Genomic DNA, 16,429 nt, shown 5'->3' on the forward strand with positions numbered 1-16,429 from the left:
CGGCCAGCGTCGTCGTGGACTGGAGGCGCGTGGCGCCACCCCCAAGGCGGAGGACCGGACCTATCACGCGGCCCACCGCAAGGCGAAGTCGGCGGACCGCAAGGCGCAAGGTGCGCAGCAGCGCCGCCAGTACGCCCAGAAGAAGGCGGACGGGCCCGAGCTCGTGGTGGGCCGCAACCCGGTCGTGGAGTGCCTGCGGGCCGGGGTCCCGGCGACCGCGCTGTTCGTGGCGGTGGGCGCCGACAACGACGAGCGACTCACCGAGGCCGTGCGTTTCGCCGCCGACAACGGGATCTCGATCCTGGAAGTGCCGCGCGTCGATCTGGACCGCATGACGTCCAACGGCATGCACCAGGGGATCGGGCTGCAGGTCCCGCCGTACGAGTACGCGGACCCGGACGACCTCATCCAGAGCGCTATGCACTCGTCGCAGCCGGCGCTACTGGTGGCGCTCGACAACATCACGGACACGCGGAACCTCGGCGCCGTCATCCGCTCGGTCGCGGCCTTCGGCGGCCACGGCGTCCTGATCCCGGAGCGTCGCAGCGCCTCCATCACCGCAGTGGCGTGGCGGACCTCGGCAGGCGCCGCGGCCCGCTTGCCCGTCGCCCGCGCCACCAACCTCAACCGCACGCTGCTGGACTGGGCCAAGTCCGGTGCCCAGCTCGTCGGCCTCGACGCCGGTGGCGACGTGTCGTTGGACGACTACGACGGCACCGGCCCCACGGTCATCGTGGTGGGATCCGAGGGCAAGGGCCTGTCCCGGCTGGTACGCGAGAACTGCGACTCGATCCTGTCGGTCCCGATCGCCTCGAAGGTGGAGAGCCTCAACGCCTCCGTCGCCGCGGGCGTGGTGCTGTCGGAGTTCGCGCGTCAGCGGCGCGTCAAGGGCTGACGCCGGCTGTCCGGCCAGGCGGGTACATTGCTTGGTGCACTTCGCTTGTGACCTCTGATTTAGGGAGATAGACATGCTCGGTTCGCTGTACAACGGCTCGATGGAGATCGCCGGTGGTATCGCCAACCAGTTCCCCGGCACGGAAGGCGGGGGGATCAGCCTGGGCTCGCTGATCGTTGGATCTGCGGCGGCCCCGTGGAGCCTCGTACAGGCGGGCGCGCAGGCGCTGGGGATCCCGCTTGAGTGGCTCTTCCCGGCACCCTGATCCACCCGCCGCGGATGCCCGCGCGAGACCTGACGCGCTACCCGTGGGGGCCGACGGTCATGCCCGCGGGCGGCGGGGTGAGCGGCAGCGATCGAAGGTCGATCGCGCGTACTCCCACGTCTCCTCGCCGTAGTACATGTGGCCCGCGAGCATGTAGAGCCCGGCCAGCCGCTGGTAGGTCCACGCCCGGTCGAGAAAGTCGGGGTCGATACGGCCGACATAACGAGCGAGGACGTCCTCCACGAAGCGCGGGCCGTATTCGTACAGTTCCGCGAAGTCGATGGCCGGGTCGCCGATGCACATGTCGGTGAAGTCGATCAGGCCCAGCCGTCCGGCCGGGGCGGCGCCCGCGTCCCAGTACAGGTGACGTTGGTAGATGTCGTAGTGCACGAATACCCGGGGCAGCAGGGTGGACTGCAGCGCGGCCACCTCGTCGCAGATCTCGCGGGCCGTGCGCATCTCGTCCGGTGCGAGCACGTCGGGCATGTTGTTCTCCACGATCCCACGGACAAAGTCGAGGTTCTCGGGCTGGTACGACGGCGCGACCAGATCCATCGGCGGCGCCGAGGTGTCCTGGACGTGCAGCGCAGACAGCAGAGAACCCAGCTGTGTCGCGATGATCGTCTGCTCGGTGACGGGCAGGCTGTGCAATAGGTCCGGGGTGAGGCGTTCTCCGTGGATCATCGGGTAGCCGGCGAATGGGACAAGACGCTTGTCTGGCTGCGCGCTCGCAGACACATGCGTGTAGCGGGGGAGCGCGGCCTCGATCCGGGGCGCCAGGTGCTCGAGCACCGCGATCTCGGTGGGCAGCTGCGCGAGCGCCTGCTCGTCGGAGGGGAAGCGGAACACCAGATCGGCGTATCCGAGGGCGTCCTCGCCGGAGCAGCCGCGGCAGATGATCACCACGTGGTCCCAGCCCTCGTCGGTGCGACTGACCGACTCCCAGCGCAGCGACGGGTAGGCCGTGCGGATCGCGTGGAGTTCTGCCCCGGCTTCAACCCCGGCCACGGCGTCGTCGGCGTCGGGTCCGGCGCCAGCGTCGGGCTCGGGCTCGGAGGCGGTGTCCATCATCTCCCAGACGTTAGTAGCGACAAGCGCGGACGCCGTGCTTCCTCGCGGCATGGCGGGCTGACCTGGCCCGACCCGGCGTCGCGAAGAGGGTTTCGCGCAGTGCCTCTCGGGCGATGTGGGCGAAAGGCTCTTCGCGACGATAAGCGGCGGCGCTGTGGAGCGCTGTGGAGCTCTGTGCGGCGGGCGCGGCGGGGCCGGGGGCGTCAGCGACGCAGGGCTGCCACGACCCGGCAGGCCAGGTAGATCACGAACGAGATCGTGGTGACGAAGACGGAGACCGGCACGCCGGGCGCCAGCGAGAGCAGCATCCCGCCGACCGCCGCGATCTCGGCGAACAGGATCGTCAGCCCGATCGCCTTGGCCGGGCTGGAGGTGACAGCAGCTGCGGCGGCGGCCGGGGTGATGAGCAGCGAGAGCACCAGCAGCGCACCCACGACCTGCACGGCCTGCGCGGCGGCGAGTCCCACGAGCACGGCGAAGACCATGTTGATCGCCCGCACCGGCACGCCGCGAGCCTCGGCGACCTCGGGGTCGGCGGAGGAGAACACGAGTGGCCGGTACAGGGCCACGAGCGCGGCGCAGATGATCGCCGCGACGATCGCCATCTGCAGCAGGCCGTTCTCGGACACCCCCACGATCTGCCCGGTGAGCAGGGCGAAGGCGGTTCCGGACCGGCCGGGGTAGAGGTGGATGAACAGCACCGCCAGGCCCAGTCCGAACGCCAGCACCACGCCGATCGACGAGTCGCGCTGGGAGGCCCGCGATCCCATGAGCCCGAACATCAGGGCGGCGATCACCGATCCCACGATCGCGCCGAATCCCAGGTTGAGGCCGAACAGCAGCGCGGCGGCGGCACCGGTCAACGCCAACTCGCTGGCACCGTGCACGGAGAACGACATCTGTCGCATCACGATGAACGGCCCGATCGCCCCGGCGAGCAATCCGAGCAGCGCGATGGCGGCCAGGCCGAGCAGGACGAAATCCTGCTGCAGCAGGTAGGCGGTGACCTCGGTGTCGGCGATGGACCCGAAGATCTCGAGCAAGCGGTCCATCAGTGCGCTCCGTGTCCGTGGTCGTCGTCGTCATGATGGTGGTGCCCGGTCGACCAGGGCTCGGCCACCAGGTGCTGCGTGTCGCCCACCACGACGATCTGCCCGCGCACCCGCAGCACCTCGACGGGCGAGGAGTACAGGTCGGACATGACCTCGGAGGTGAACACCTCGTCGGGCGTGCCGATGCGGTGCCGGCCGTCGACGATGTAGAGCACGCGGTCGACCATCGGCAGCACCGGGTTGATCTCGTGGGTCACGAAGACGATCGCGGTGTCGTCGTCGCGACGCCGGTGATCGAGCACGGAGGCGACGGTGCGCTGGCCGGTGAGGTCGAGGCTGAGAAGCGGCTCGTCGCACAGCATGACGCACGGGTCGCACGCGATGGCCTGGGCCACGCGCACGCGCTGCTGCTCGCCGCCGGACATCCGGCCGAGCGGCTTGTCGGCGAGCTTTCCGGCCTCGAGCCGGGCCAGCGAGTCCTCGACGATCCGCCGCTTCTCACCTCGCCGGCCGGGCCATCCGGGACCCCAGCGGGTGCCGTCGATCCCCAGGCTGACCAGGTCGCGGCCGCGCAGGGTGATGCCGGGGTCGAACGCGCGCTGCTGCGGCACGTAGCCGAGGTGGGTGCCGCGGTCGCCGGGCGCCCGGCCGTCCACGACGACACGGCCGGCGTCGGGGGAGAGCTCGCCGAGCAGCACCTTGAGCAGGGTGGACTTGCCGGCGCCGTTGGGTCCGAGCACGGCCACGAACTCGCCGGGCTGGATCTGCAGGTCGAGGTCGCGGATCAGGGTCCGGCCGCCGCGCGAGATGGTCACGCCGTCGAGCGAGACCACCGGGCCGGGCCCGGGGATGCCGCGCTCGTGGTCAGTGCCCACCGTCGCCCTCCGGTGTGGCGTCGGAGAGGGCGCGGGTCAGCTCGGCGACGATGTCGCGCATCCAGGTGAGATAGTCCGTGCCGTCGGGGAGGGTCTCGGTCAGGTCGACGACGACGACACCGGCCTCCACCGCGGCGTCACGCACCCGGGCGGTGACGGCCGTCTCGGTCTGCGAGTTGAACGCCAGGAACGCGACCTCCCGCTTGTGGAGGAGGTCGATCAGGGCGGCGAGGTCGGCGGCCGCCGGGTCCGTATCGTCCTCGACGGAGGAGAGGAACCCGCGCGGCGTCAGGTCGACCATGTGTGCGTAGTCGAACAGATGCGCGCCGATACGCTCGGTCTGGGCGTAGGGGAAGTGCCCGCGCTCGTGGATCTCGTCGAGCTGCGCACGGAGCGGGCTCAGCTCCTCGCCGAAGTCCCGGGCGTTGGCCCGGTACTCCTCGGCGTGCTCGGGATCGAGTTCCGAGAGCTGCTCGGCGACCCGCTCGGCCACGGCGGCCGTGGTGGGCAGGCTGAACCAGACGTGCTCGTTGGTCTCCGAATCGTGCGAGTGGCCGTGGTCGTGACCGGTGTGATCTTCGTGACCCGCGTCGTCACCGTGGTCGTGGGAGTGCTCCGGCGCGGCCTCGCCGGTGACCCGGGAGTACTCGTCGACGGCCCGCACCACCGGCACATCCCCGGCGTTGGCCAGGGCGAGGTCCACGAACGAGTCGTAGCCGCCGCCGTTGTAGACCACGAGATCGGCGGTGGCGACCCGGGCGGCGTCGGCGGGGCCGGCCTCGTAGGAGTGGGGATCGGCCGCGGGGTCGGAGATCACGGACTCGACCTCCGCGTTGCCGCCGGCGACCTGCCGGGCGATGTCCGCGTAGACGGTCGTCGACGCCACCACGGACGGGCCGTCGCCGTCGGCGGGCCCGGTGCCCGAGGCGCCGCCGCAGGCGGTCAGCGCGCCGGCGCCGAGGAGGGCGGTGGCGAGCACGGCCAGAGTCCGGGACAGGCCGGCGCGGCGGGGCTGGCGGGAGGCCGGGCGGGAGGTCGACACGGGCACCACTCCTCGGGGTGAAGGCGAACGGTAATGGGAACCGTTGTCGGTAAGTGTACGACCGCGCCTGCGCGGGGCGACAACCCCGGGGGTGTTCGCCGCATTTGCTCAGCCGCGGAGGTCGGCCAGGGTTCCCAGCAGGCGCACGACGGCGGGGATGTCCTCCACGCGGTGGCCGGCCGCGGTCTCGCCCGGACCGACCTTGATCCCCACGTCCTGCGGGCGCAGTCGCGCGAAGCCGCGCTCGTCGGTGACGTCGTCGCCGATGAAGATCGTCACGTCGGCGTCGGCCTGATCGGTGAGCCGCTCGAGGGCCGCACCCTTGCTCGCCTCGCGGACCGCGATTTCCACGACGTTCTTGCCCTCGGTCACGAACACCCCGCCGGCGGCCGCGGGCCCGGCCATCGCCCGGGCCGTCGCCCGCTCGCGTGCGGCCGGATCCTCGACCGGCCGGACGTGCAACACGGCGGCGGTCGGCTTGGATTCGACGTGCGCCCCGGGTGCGTCGGAGGCGATCTCCGTGAGTTCGGCGTGGATGCGGGCCAGGAGGGCGTTGTCGTCGTCGTCGAGTGGGGCGTCGAACCCACCCTCCCACTCCGAACCGTGGCTGCCCACCAGCACCACCGGGGTGCCCGCGCCGCTCACCTGGGCCAGCGCGGCGCGGTTGCGGCCCGACAGGAGGGCGACAGTCGTGCCGGGCAGTTCAGCGAGTCGCGCGAGGGCCTCGAGCGCGCCGGGGGCGGCGAAGGCGCTCATGGGCTCGTCGGCGAAGGGAGCGAGGGTGCCGTCGTAGTCGCACGCCACGACGAGGGCGGATGCGGCGGCGGCGCGGCGCAGTGCCTCGGCCAGGGCCGGGGTGAGGTCCGGCCCGGTGGGCTCTGAGGTGGAGGCGGTGTGGTCGGCGGCGCTCATGGCTCCAGCGTAGAAGATGTCCTTGACGTGGCGCGGGTCGACTGTACGATTGTCGACAATCCGACGAAAGGTGGCCTGATGACCGCGTCTCTCACCGCACTGCAGCTCGCCGAGCGGTTCCGACGCGGCGAGCTGTCGCCCGTCGACGCGGCGCGTGACGCGCTGGCCGCGATCGAGCGGGTCGACGGCCGGCTGAACGCGATCTGCCACACCGGCCCCGAGGAGACGCTCCGGCAGGCACGGGCGGCCGAGCGGCGCTACCGCGACGGCGCGGCGATCGGCCCCATCGACGGCGTCCCCACCACCATCAAGGACATCTTCTACACCCGTGGAGTGCCGACGCTGCGCGGCTCCCACCTACTGGCCGACAAGCCCGGCGCGTACGACCCGGCCTCCTGGCCCGACGACGCCCCCGTCACCGCCGCGACCCACGAGGCCGGCTGCGTGGTGATCGGCAAGACCACCACGCCCGAGTTCGCGTGGAAGGGCGTCACCGACAACACCCTGACCGGCATCACCCGCAACCCCTACGACCCGGCGCTCACCCCGGGCGGCTCGAGCGGCGGCGCGTCGGCCGCGGTCGCCGCGGGGCTCGGGCAGCTCGCGCTCGGCACCGACGGCGGCGGATCGGTGCGGATCCCGGCCGCGTTCTGCGGCATCGTCGCCCTCAAGCCCACCTACGGCGTCATCCCCATGTTCCCGTCGAGCCCGTTCGGCACGCTGGCCCACGCCGGGCCGATGACGCGCACCGTCGCGGACACTGCCGCGTTCATGGACGCGCTCCTGCGCCCCGATCCACGCGACTGGTCCGCGGTGCCCGCCCGAGCCACCACGCCCACCGCCGGTGGATACCTCGCCGCCGCCACCGACGGCGCCCGCGGCGACCGGTCGCTCGAGGGGCTGCGCGTCGCCTACAGTGCGACCCTGGGATTCGGGAGGAACGACGACGACGTCGAGCGTGAGGTCGCGCGGGCCGTGGGCGTGCTCGAGGCGCTCGGCGCGCGCGTCGACACGGTGGATCCCGAGATAACCGACCCCGTCGACGCGTTCCACGTCCTGTGGTTCGCCGGGCTCGAGGCGGTGCTCGCGCCCCACGGCCCGGGGGCGATCGAGCGAGTGGACCCGTCGATGCGGGAGGCGCTCGGCCGCTACCACGAGTTCTCGGCCGCCGACTACCTCGACGCGGTCGCGATCCGGATGGCGCTGGGCGCCCGGATGGCGGACTTCCACCAGAACTACGACCTACTGGTCACGCCCACCACGCCGATTCCCGCGTTCGCCGCGGGCTCGGACGTCCCGCCGGACTGGCACAGCCCCGACTGGACCTCGTGGACGCCCTACACGTACCCCTTCAACATGACCCAGCAGCCGGCGCTGTCCGTGCCGTGCGGGCTCACCGATTCCGGGCTGCCGGTCGGGGTGCAGCTGATCGGGGCCCGGTTCGAGGACCTGCTCGTGATCCGCGCCGGGGCGGCGCTCGAGGCCGCGCTCGGTCAGGTGGTCCCGGCACCGCCCGTCCACGCCGATGCGACGGCGCTACCGGGGAGCGCCACGGCATGACCGAGCCGGATCATCTCGCCGGGCTCGACCCGGTGGTGCAGGAGTCGACGCCCGCGATCATCGCGCGGGCCCTGCGCCGAGCGATCTCCGACGGCACCTTCGCCCCCGGTGACCAGCTGGGGGAGGCCGCGCTGGCGCGCACCCTCGGGGTGAGCCGGGGGCCGCTGCGGGAGGCGATGCAGCGGCTCACCCAGGAGGGGCTGCTGGTCTCACATCGCAACCGCGGGCTGTTCGTCGCCGAGCTCACCCCCGAGGCCGTGGCCGACATGTACCTGCTCCGCACGACCATCGAGACGGCAGCGCTTCAGCGGGTCCTCGAATCGGGGGCGGGTTCCCGGACCGCTGACGAGCTGGACTCCGCCGTGGACGCGATGGCGGCACTGGCGTCGGAGCCCCGCTCGGCCGCGATGGTGGCTGCCGATCTCGACTTCCATCACGCGTTGGTCGAGGCGGCGCGCAGCCCGCGATTGTCCCGGGTCCACGAGACGGTGCTGGTGGAGACGAGCATGTGCCTGCACGCCATGAGCGCCACCTACTCGGACGCCGAGTCCCGGTTGTCGGAGCATCGCGCGATCGCGGACGCGGTCAGGGTTGGGGACGCCGCGCGTGCCACGTCGCTGCTGGTGGAGCACATGCAGGACGGGCTCGCCCGGGTCCGGGCGGCCGGTCCGGCGACCTGACCCAGGCGAGCCGGCCGGGTCAGGTCGCCGGGTCAGCCGAAGGTCGGAGATGGTGAGGTTGAGGCGGTTGCGGATTGCGGTTGTGTCGGGAGCCACAAGTGACCCGTGATAAGTTCGGAAACAGCTAAGAGAGCATCGGGCGTGAGCCCACGTTCCGGTGAGACGTGAAGGTCGGACCGCGGGAGGGCCCGCGGTGCGATCGCGACCGGAAGGCTGGCAAGACAATGGCACCCTCGGTGTTGAGAAATCCCGCACGAACCCGTGCGATGGGCGCGATCGCCGCGACCGCGGCGGCCGTCATGGCGCTGTCCGGCTGCACCTCCACCTCGACGGATGAGGACGGCAGTCTCCTCGAGCAACTGCAGGACAAGGGCTCGGTGACGGTCGGCTTCGCCGGGGAGGCCCCGTACTCCTTCGAGGAGAACGGCGAGCTGACCGGTGCCACCGTGGCGCTGCACCGCGAGATCTTCGGCAACCTGGGGATCGACACCGTCGAGGGCCAGAACGCGGACTTCGGCGCCCTCATTCCCGGCCTGCAGGCCAACCGCTTCGACGTGGTGAGCGCGGGCATGTCGATCCTGCCCGAGCGCTGTGAGCAGGCCGCGTTCTCCGAGCCCGAGTTCAACTACACGACCGCGCTGATGGTGCCCGAGGGCAACCCGATGGGGCTGACGGACCTGCAGTCCGTGCTCGACAGCGGCGCTCGCCTGAGCACCATGACCGGCGCGATCGAGTCCGACTACGCCGCCCAGATGGGTATCGACAACACGCAGGTCGCCACCCCGCAGGACGGCATGGACGCCGTCACCTCCGGCCGCGCGGACGTGTTCGCGCTGACCGCCATCTCGCTGAACTGGATGGCCAACAACAACCCCGACGCCCCGGTCGAGGTGACCGAGTCGTTCGTCGCCGAGATCGACGGCGTGCCGCAGGTCGGCGCGGGTGGCACGGTGTTCCGCACCGACGACCAGGAGCTGCTCGACGCGTACAACGAGGAGCTCGCCAAGATCACCTCGGACCCCGAGAAGTACCTGGAGATCGTGGGCGAGTACGGGTTCACGGCCGAGGAGCTCCCGGATCCGGAGCTGACGACCGCGGACCTCTGCGCAGGGGCGTGATCCCGATTCCGAGAACCGAGGTGAGCGGCAGTGGACCGTAACCTCGACGCCTTCCTGGATTCCTGGCCCGGATTCCAGGAAGGCATTCTCATCACCATCTACCTGACCCTGGGTGGGGCGGCGCTGGCGTTCGTCATGGCGCTGGTGCTCGGCGTCGCCGCGGGGTCGCGACTCATCGTGCTGCGCGGGATCGCCCGCACGATCATTGAGTTCTTCCGCGGAACCTCCCTGCTCGTGCAGCTCTTCTGGCTGTTCTTCGTGTTGCCCCTGCTCGGGTACGAACTCGACCCGCTGTTCTGCGGGATCCTGGCACTGGGCCTGAACTACGGCGCGTATGCCGCCGAGGTCGTCCGCGGAGCGCTGGCGGCCGTGCCGGCCGCGCAGACCGAGGCCGCGATCGCGCTCAACCTCTCGACGTGGCAGCGGCTGTACAAGGTGACGTTCCCGCAGGCCTGGGTGCAGATGATCCCGCCGCTGAACAACCTGCTGATCCAACTCCTCAAGGGCAGCGCGCTGGCCAGCTTCATCCTGCTGCACGACCTGACCTTCCAGATCGGTGAACTGCGCAAGACCACGGGCGACACCCTCTTCGCGTTCGGAATCGGCCTGATCCTGTACTTCGTGATCGCCTACGTACTGACTCTCTTCATGAACCTGCTCGAATTCCTCGCCAAGGCCCGTCTCGGGACCGGACCGACGCTGCGGGGGCTGCTGAGTCTGCGGCCCGAACGCGTCGACGACGCGGTGGGGGTGGACCGATGAGCGTGAACTGGAGTTGGGAACGCGCGGTCGAGAGCATCCCGTTCCTGCTGGAGGGCTTCAAGATCACCCTGCTGGCCACGGTGGCGGGTTTCGTCATCGCCGCGATCCTCGGCCTGGTGGTCGCGGTGCTACGGCGCTCCGGCCCGAAGGTCGTGACGGTGCCGCTGCGGATGGTCACCGAGTTCATCCGGCTGACGCCCCTGGTGGTGCAGCTGCTGTTCGCCTACTTCCTGCTGCCACAGTTCTCCGCGCTGCAGATCGGTATCACCGTGCTCGGCATCCACTACGCCACCTACATGGCCGAGGTGTACCGGGCCGGCATCGACGCGGTGCCCCGCGGGCAGTGGGAGGCCGCGCGAGCGCTGTCGCTGCCCCCGGGACGGACCTGGCGCGCGGTGGTGCTGCCGCAGGCCATCCGGAACACCGTGCCCGCGCTCGGCAACTACGCGATCTCGCTGTTCAAGGACACCCCGTTCCTCTTCGCGATCACCGTGGTCGAGATGGTCACGGCCGCGCAGCAGTACGGCGCCCGGAACTTCCAATACCTCGAGCCGATCACGATCGCCGGCGTGATCTTCCTGCTCGCGAGCTACCCGACGTCGATCCTGATCCGGAGACTGGAGAAGACCCTTGTCTACTGACGGAAACCCCCCGACCGGACCCGCCCGGCCGGCGGACCCACCGGGGGCGGGCGATGACGGCTCGCACATGGTGGTGTTCGACAAGGTGCTCAAGCAGTTCGGCAGCAACGTCGTACTGGACCACCTGGACTTCACCGTGCGACGGGGCGAGCGTGTGGCCCTGATCGGCCCCAGCGGCTCGGGTAAGACCACCATCCTGCGTCTGCTCATGACGCTCGAGGAGGTCAACGACGGCGTGATCTGGGTGGAGGGCCAGCCCCTGACCCACCAGCGCAAGGGCGACAAACTGGTCAAGGCGTCCCAGAAGCACCTCCGGCAGGTCCGGTCGAAGATCGGGATGGTGTTCCAGCAGTTCAACCTGTTCCCCAACATGACGGTGATGGAGAACATCACCGAGGCCCAGATCCATGTCCTTAATCGCTCCAAGGCCGAGGCCGTGGACCGGGCCCGCGAGCTCCTGGCCACGGTCGGGCTGTCGGACAAGGAGAACGCCCACCCCACCACGCTCTCGGGCGGTCAGCAGCAGCGGGTCGCGATCGCTCGCGCGCTGGCCATGGACCCGGACATCCTGCTGCTCGACGAGGTGACATCCGCCCTCGACCCCGAGCTCGTCGCCGACGTCCTCGGTGTGCTGAGGACGATCGCCGAGACCACTGACATCACCATGCTGCTGGTCACCCACGAGATGGGATTCGCCCGCGACGTGGCCGACCGGGTTCTCGTGTTCGACAAGGGCAAGATCGTCGAGGAGGGCACGCCCGAGGCAATCTTCACCAACCCGCAGAAAGAGCGGACGCGGACGTTCCTCAAGGCCGTCCTCGACCGCTGACCGGGGGCGTCAGGCGGGCAGGACGCCGGCTGCCCGTAGTCCCTCTGCCTGCTCCTCGGTGATCCCGAGCTCGGAGAGCACCTCGGCGGTGTCCGCGCCGCGGTCGCGCGGGCCGAAGCGGACGGCGCCCGGGGTGTGCTCGAGCTTCACCGGGATGCCCACGCTGCGGTACCCGTCCCGCTCGACCACCATTTCGCGGTGGAGGACCTGGGGCAGCGACATCGCTTCCCCGACCGTGTTGACCGCCCCCGCCGGCACCCCGGCTGAGCGACACAGATCCGACAGCTCCGCGCGGCCCCACTCGCCGACGATCGCGCCGAGCGTCTCGCGCAGCTCCGCCGAATGGGCGAGCCGCTCGGCATTGGTGACGTAGCGCGGGTCCTCGGCGAGCTGGCCGACGCCGAGCGCGGAGGTGAGAGACCGGAACTGCGAGTCGTTTCCCACGCCGATGAAGAACGGGCCGTCCGCGCACTGGAACGTCTCGTACGGGCAGATCGTCGGGTGTGCCACGCCGGTGCGCGGCGGGGTCTCGCCCGTGGCGAACCACTTGCCGGCGTGCGGGTGGAGAATCGATACGGCGTTGTCGAGCAGTGCGAGGTCGACCAACTGGCCCCGGCCGGTCGTCTCCCGGGCGTGCACGGCCATGAGGATCCCTGCCATCGCGTTGAGGCTGGTGATGATGTCGACCAGGGGGATGCCGACGCGCATCTCGGGACCGTCGGCCTCACCGTTGATGCTCATCAGGCCGGACAGTGCCTGGAGGACGGCATCGTATCCGGGCGCGCCGCCGAGCGGACCGTCGACGCCGTACCCGGTGATCCGGCAGTGGATGAGCCGCGGGAACTCCACGGCGAGCACCTCGTCGGATAGGCCCCATCGGTCGAGGGTGCCGGCCTTGAAGTTCTCGATCACCACGTCCGCCTCGGCCAGCAGTCGGCGAAGGAGGGCCTGCCCCTCGTCGGTGCGCAGGTCCACGCTGATGTTGCGCTTGTTGCGGTTGAGCCCGTCGAAATAGGCGCTGTGGCCCGGTTTGACGAACGGCGGGCCCCACCACCGGGTGTCGTCGCCGGCGGGAGGTTCGACTTTGATCACGTCCGCGCCGTGGTCGGCGAGCATCTGCCCGCAGAGCGGCCCGGCCAGGACGCGGGAGAGGTCGACGACCCGCAGGTCGGTGAGTGCGCCGGTGCGATCGGTGGTGTCGGTCATCTGTCACTCCTGGTGTTCGGTGTGGTCTGGTCGCGGGGGTCGGGCGCGTGGCGGGTCGGCAGGGCGCCGACGCTGCCGAGCTCGTCGAAGGGATGCCGGCGGAGCGAGACGCTCGTGGTGGCCGCCGAGGCGGCGGTGAGCGCGCCGGAGAGGAGGAAGACGCTGCCCGGGCCGGCGATCCCGGCGATCGCGCCGGCGCCGAGGGGGACGAGGACCTGGGCGGCCCGGTTGCCGGTCAGTCGCAGCGACAGCGCTGCGGCGCGCTCCCCGGGCGGCGCGGCCGCGGTCACCCAGTTCATGGTCACGGGCTGGTTCATGCCCCAGAAAAACCCGATCACGGCGAGGCAGGCGAACATCGTCGCGGCGCCGCCGGCGAGGCCGAGTACGACCACCGCCGGGGTGGTCACGACGGGGGAGGCGATGAGGATCGCGCGCTGGGACCACCGCCGCAGCGCCCACGGTGTGGCCGCGCGGGAGATCATGGAGAACACCGAGCGCGTCGCGACGAGCAGGGTCACCACGAGCGGTGTCAGCCCCACGGACTCGCCCAGCACGGGCATATACGCGGTGATGAGGTCGAAGCCCGTCACCACGATGAGCGCGGCGAAGATCGACGGCGGCATGCCCTTCCGGCGCAGGAGCGCGGTCATCGACTCCGCACGGGGCTGACCCGCGCTTCGCGCGGGGGGCGTCGACCGGGGCAGGGCGAGCGCGAACGGCAGCGAGATGACGATCGCCGTCGCCATCACCCACAGCGCCGGGCCGGTGTCCACGTGCTCACCGGCGCGTCCGGCCTGGAGCAGGACGCCCATGACCGGCGTGCCCACCGCCTGGCCGACCGAGACGGCGAGCGTGAACATCGCGAAGCCGTTCACGTGCCGGTCGCGGGTGGTGAGTTCCATGACGAATCCCTGGGCGGCGATGAGCGTCATGACCTGACCCAGGCCGACCATCGCGTTGGCGGCGGCCAGGACGGGGATGGAGGGCGCCACCGCGGTCAGGGCGACCGCTGACGCGGACACCGCGGTACCGACGGCGAGGACGCCCCAGCTGCCGCGCCGGTCGACGAGCCGCCCGAACTGCAGGGCGACGAGCATCGGCAGCGCCGCGAACGTGGCGGCGACCAGCCCCACCTGGGCGGCGTCGCCGCCGAGCGCGAGTACCCGGTACGAGACCGCCACCCGCACGGCGTCGTACGCGCCGTTGACCAGCACGACGGCGACGAACAGTCGGGCGAGCGGAGCGGTCACGGATCGGCCTAGGCGCCGGTCACGGCGTCGAGCCACGCCGAGGGGATCCCGTCGACGGGGGCGCCCTCGACGATCATCGGCCAGGCCCCGTCCATCCCGCCGGTGACGGCGGCGCGGCTGAGGAAGCCCTCCCAGAAGGCGGCCGAGCCGAACTCCGACCGCCACTGCAGCGCGGGGAGGGTGAGCCGGTGCAGCGTGTGCTCATGCGTCGTGCCGATCGCGCCGTGGATCTGGTGTGCGTTGCGCACGGCGACGGCCAGCGCCTGCGAGACGACGCTCCGGGCCACGGCCACGCGGAATTCCGACAGGCCCCCGGCGAGATCGTCGGTCAGGGCGTCGACGAGCGCGGTGTCCACGGCGGCGCGGGACAGTACCGATTCGGCGGCGATGTCCACGACCAGGTTCTGCACCGACTGGAACTTCGCCAGGGCCCGGCCGAACTGGTTCCGCTCGGTGGTGTGCGCGATCGACGAGGCGAGCATCCCGTCCATCGCCCCGACGCACTGGAGGGCGCGGGCGAGGGCGCCGCGCAGGACGTGGGCCTGCACCGCCGAGGCGGGGACCGGCGCCCACGGGTGGTCGCCGTCGGCGGTCACGGAGCCGGTGGGGACGGCGGAGATGCCCTCGGACTCGACGACGACGAGGTGGTCGGTCGCCACGTCGGCGACCTCGTAGTCATCTGATGCCCGCCGGACGCACAGGACTGTCGCGGTGGCGCCGGCCCAGGGCACGCGGTGCGCGGTGCCGTCGGACCCGAGGACCGCCACCGTTGCGGTCTGCACGGACGAGTCGTCCAGGCCGGCAGCGCGGCGGAGGGGGCCGGCGAGCAGATCGGTCTCGGCGAACGGCACGGCCACACCGGCAGCCGCGAGCGTCCGCAGGAGGGCCGCGGCCTCGGTCCAACCCGCGCCGCTGCCGCCGGACTCCTCCGGCGCGGTGAGTCGGGCGAGGCCGACCTCGGTCAGGGTGGCCCACACCGCATCCGGGTCGGGCTCGACGTCGGGTCCGGAGAAACCGGAGACGAGGTCGTCCATGAGGTTCTGCAGGTCGGGATCGACACCGAGGTCGATCTCGGTGGTGTTCGAGGTGGTCATCAGCGCATCCCCAGTCCCCGCGCGATCACGCCGCGCAGGATCTCGTTGGTTCCGCCTCGGAGCGTGAAGCCCGGGCGTTGGTGTAGCCCTGCACGCAGGAGGGCGTCGATCTCTCCGGGGGCGACGGGTGTCTCGTCGCCGAGCCCGGTGGAGACCACGTCGACGAGGTCACCCTCGGTCGTGGTGCCGAGCAGTTTGACCAGCGCGGCCGCGGTGTCGGCCTTCTCTCCCCATTGCAGGGCGCCCGCGATGTTCTGGCTCAGGGCGTGGAGACCGGCCATCCGGGCGACGGATCGGCCGAGGTCGGTCCGCTCGGGGAGCCTGCCCGCGGTGATCTCACCGATCTCGGCCGCGAGCAGGCGGAACGAGGACAGGAAGCGTTCGGGCCCGCTGCGTTCGAAGGCGAGCTCGGAGTTGACCTGCTCCCAGCCGTTGCCCGGGGTGCCGAACACGCGGGAATCGGGGACGAACACCTCGTCGAGCACGACCTCGTTGAAGTGATGGTCCCCGGACAGCGAGACGATGGGGCGGATGGTGACGCCCTCGGCGCGGAGGTCGACGATGAACTGGCTCAGGCCGGCGTGCCGGTTACCCGTGTCGAGTGGCTCGGTGCGGGCCAGGGCGATGAACGCCTCGGCGTGCTGGGCGCCGGAGGTCCACACCTTGGTCCCGGTGACCGTCCACCCGCCGTCGACGCGCACGCCCCGCGTGCGCACGCTCGCGAGGTCGGAACCCGAGTCGGGCTCGCTCATGCCGATGCCGAAGCAGCAGTCGCCGGCCGCGATCCGCGGCAGGAACTCCTGCTTCTGCTCCTCGGTGCCGTAGCGCAGTAGCGAGGGGGCGATCTGCCGGTCGGCCACCCACTGCGCGGCGACCGGGGCGCCCACCGCGAGGAGTTCCTCGGTGATGACGAAGCGCTCGAGGTGTGTGCGACCGCGGCCGCCGTACTCCTCGGGGATCGTCATGCCGACCCAACCGCGATCGGCCAGGCGCCGGGTGAACGCCTCGTCCCAGCGGGTGAGCCACGTGTCGATCCACGGGGTGAATGCGCCCGCGGTGATCTCGGCGGCGAGAAACTCCCGCACCTGACCGCGGAGCTCCCGCATCTGCGGCGTCTCCACGGTCGTGGGCGGGGCGAAAGTGGTACTCATCGGTTCTCCTGCTGGTGAGGGCTGTC

16 protein-coding genes and 1 pseudogene are annotated in these 16,429 nt (G+C 71.1%); 8 read left to right on the forward strand and 9 right to left on the reverse strand.

All coding sequences use genetic code 11. The features are described from left to right. Positions 1–895, forward strand: an 895-nt coding sequence (gene rlmB, locus K3888_RS16415) for a 23S rRNA (guanosine(2251)-2'-O)-methyltransferase RlmB (RefSeq protein WP_230931359.1), incomplete at its 5' end; no start/stop codon positions are given. 73 nt (positions 896–968) lie between these two features. Then, positions 969–1,160 carry a hypothetical protein gene (locus K3888_RS16420; RefSeq protein ID WP_230931360.1) on the forward strand — a complete coding sequence of 64 codons (192 nt, stop codon included), beginning with the start codon at positions 969–971 and terminating at the stop codon, positions 1,158–1,160. A gap of 57 nt (positions 1,161–1,217) precedes the next feature. On the opposite strand, the gene K3888_RS16425 is transcribed toward K3888_RS16420, so the two are convergent. The 5 genes and pseudogenes from K3888_RS16425 to otsB form a co-directional block, all read right to left on the reverse strand. After that, complete coding sequence (locus tag K3888_RS16425) at positions 1,218–2,231, reverse strand: aminoglycoside phosphotransferase family protein (RefSeq protein WP_230931361.1); 1,014 nt, start codon at positions 2,229–2,231, stop codon at positions 1,218–1,220. A 203-nt stretch (positions 2,232–2,434) separates the two neighbouring features. Then, positions 2,435–3,283, reverse strand: coding sequence for a metal ABC transporter permease (locus K3888_RS16430; RefSeq protein WP_230931362.1), 849 nt, complete (start codon positions 3,281–3,283; stop codon positions 2,435–2,437). Then, positions 3,283–4,053 (reverse strand): annotated as a pseudogene (locus K3888_RS16435) (metal ABC transporter ATP-binding protein); the annotation flags it as partial. The pseudogene K3888_RS16435 and the gene K3888_RS16430, both read right to left, overlap by 1 nt. A 94-nt stretch (positions 4,054–4,147) precedes the next feature. Beyond that, the gene (locus K3888_RS16440) at positions 4,148–5,200 is read right to left on the reverse strand and encodes a metal ABC transporter solute-binding protein, Zn/Mn family (protein WP_230931363.1); all 1,053 of its coding nucleotides are present in this window, start codon (positions 5,198–5,200) and stop codon (positions 4,148–4,150) included. Between the two features lie 108 nt (positions 5,201–5,308). After that, on the reverse strand, positions 5,309–6,112 hold the full coding sequence (gene otsB, locus K3888_RS16445) for a trehalose-phosphatase (protein ID WP_230931364.1): 804 nt from the start codon (positions 6,110–6,112) through the stop codon (positions 5,309–5,311). A gap of 78 nt (positions 6,113–6,190) precedes the next feature. Between otsB and K3888_RS16450 the strand changes: the two genes are divergently transcribed. The 6 genes from K3888_RS16450 (at position 6,191) to ehuA (ending at position 11,702) form a co-directional block, all read left to right on the forward strand. Then, a complete protein-coding gene (locus K3888_RS16450; RefSeq protein ID WP_230931365.1) occupies positions 6,191–7,672 on the forward strand; it encodes an amidase in 1,482 nt (493 codons plus the stop codon). Continuing rightward, positions 7,669–8,352 carry a GntR family transcriptional regulator gene (locus tag K3888_RS16455; protein ID WP_230931366.1) on the forward strand — a complete coding sequence of 228 codons (684 nt, stop codon included), beginning with the start codon at positions 7,669–7,671 and terminating at the stop codon, positions 8,350–8,352. Before K3888_RS16450 ends, K3888_RS16455 begins: the two co-directional genes overlap by 4 nt. 266 nt (positions 8,353–8,618) lie before the next feature. Continuing rightward, positions 8,619–9,470, forward strand: a complete 852-nt coding sequence (gene ehuB, locus K3888_RS16460; RefSeq protein ID WP_230931405.1) for an ectoine/hydroxyectoine ABC transporter substrate-binding protein EhuB — start codon at positions 8,619–8,621, stop codon at positions 9,468–9,470. Positions 9,471–9,500: 30 nt separating this feature from the next. After that, entirely contained in the window at positions 9,501–10,232 is a 732-nt protein-coding gene (gene ehuC, locus K3888_RS16465; RefSeq protein WP_230931367.1) for an ectoine/hydroxyectoine ABC transporter permease subunit EhuC, read from the forward strand. Further along, the gene (ehuD, locus tag K3888_RS16470; protein WP_230931368.1) at positions 10,229–10,873 is read left to right on the forward strand and encodes an ectoine/hydroxyectoine ABC transporter permease subunit EhuD; all 645 of its coding nucleotides are present in this window, start codon (positions 10,229–10,231) and stop codon (positions 10,871–10,873) included. Before ehuC ends, ehuD begins: the two co-directional genes overlap by 4 nt. Before the next feature lie 67 nt (positions 10,874–10,940). Then, complete coding sequence (gene ehuA / locus K3888_RS16475) at positions 10,941–11,702, forward strand: ectoine/hydroxyectoine ABC transporter ATP-binding protein EhuA (protein ID WP_230931369.1); 762 nt, start codon at positions 10,941–10,943, stop codon at positions 11,700–11,702. 9 nt (positions 11,703–11,711) lie between these two features. Here ehuA and K3888_RS16480 read toward each other — a convergent pair whose 3' ends face one another. The 4 genes from K3888_RS16480 to K3888_RS16495 are packed head-to-tail and all read right to left on the reverse strand — an operon-like array spanning position 11,712 to position 16,403. Beyond that, positions 11,712–12,908 carry a CaiB/BaiF CoA transferase family protein gene (locus K3888_RS16480; protein WP_230931370.1) on the reverse strand — a complete coding sequence of 399 codons (1,197 nt, stop codon included), beginning with the start codon at positions 12,906–12,908 and terminating at the stop codon, positions 11,712–11,714. Continuing rightward, positions 12,905–14,158: an MFS transporter gene (locus K3888_RS16485; RefSeq protein WP_230931371.1), complete on the reverse strand. Its 1,254-nt coding sequence runs from the start codon at positions 14,156–14,158 to the stop codon at positions 12,905–12,907. Before K3888_RS16485 ends, K3888_RS16480 begins: the two co-directional genes overlap by 4 nt. Positions 14,159–14,166: 8 nt before the next feature. Continuing rightward, entirely contained in the window at positions 14,167–15,252 is a 1,086-nt protein-coding gene (locus K3888_RS16490; RefSeq protein WP_230931372.1) for an acyl-CoA dehydrogenase family protein, read from the reverse strand. Next, a complete protein-coding gene (locus tag K3888_RS16495) occupies positions 15,252–16,403 on the reverse strand; it encodes an acyl-CoA dehydrogenase family protein (RefSeq protein ID WP_230931373.1) in 1,152 nt (383 codons plus the stop codon). The genes K3888_RS16490 and K3888_RS16495 overlap by 1 nt, the downstream gene beginning before the upstream one ends. Positions 16,404–16,429 lie beyond the last annotated feature (26 nt).

This window comes from Dietzia aurantiaca, from assembly GCF_021033825.1.
In the GTDB taxonomy this organism is placed as follows: domain Bacteria; phylum Actinomycetota; class Actinomycetes; order Mycobacteriales; family Mycobacteriaceae; genus Dietzia; species Dietzia aurantiaca.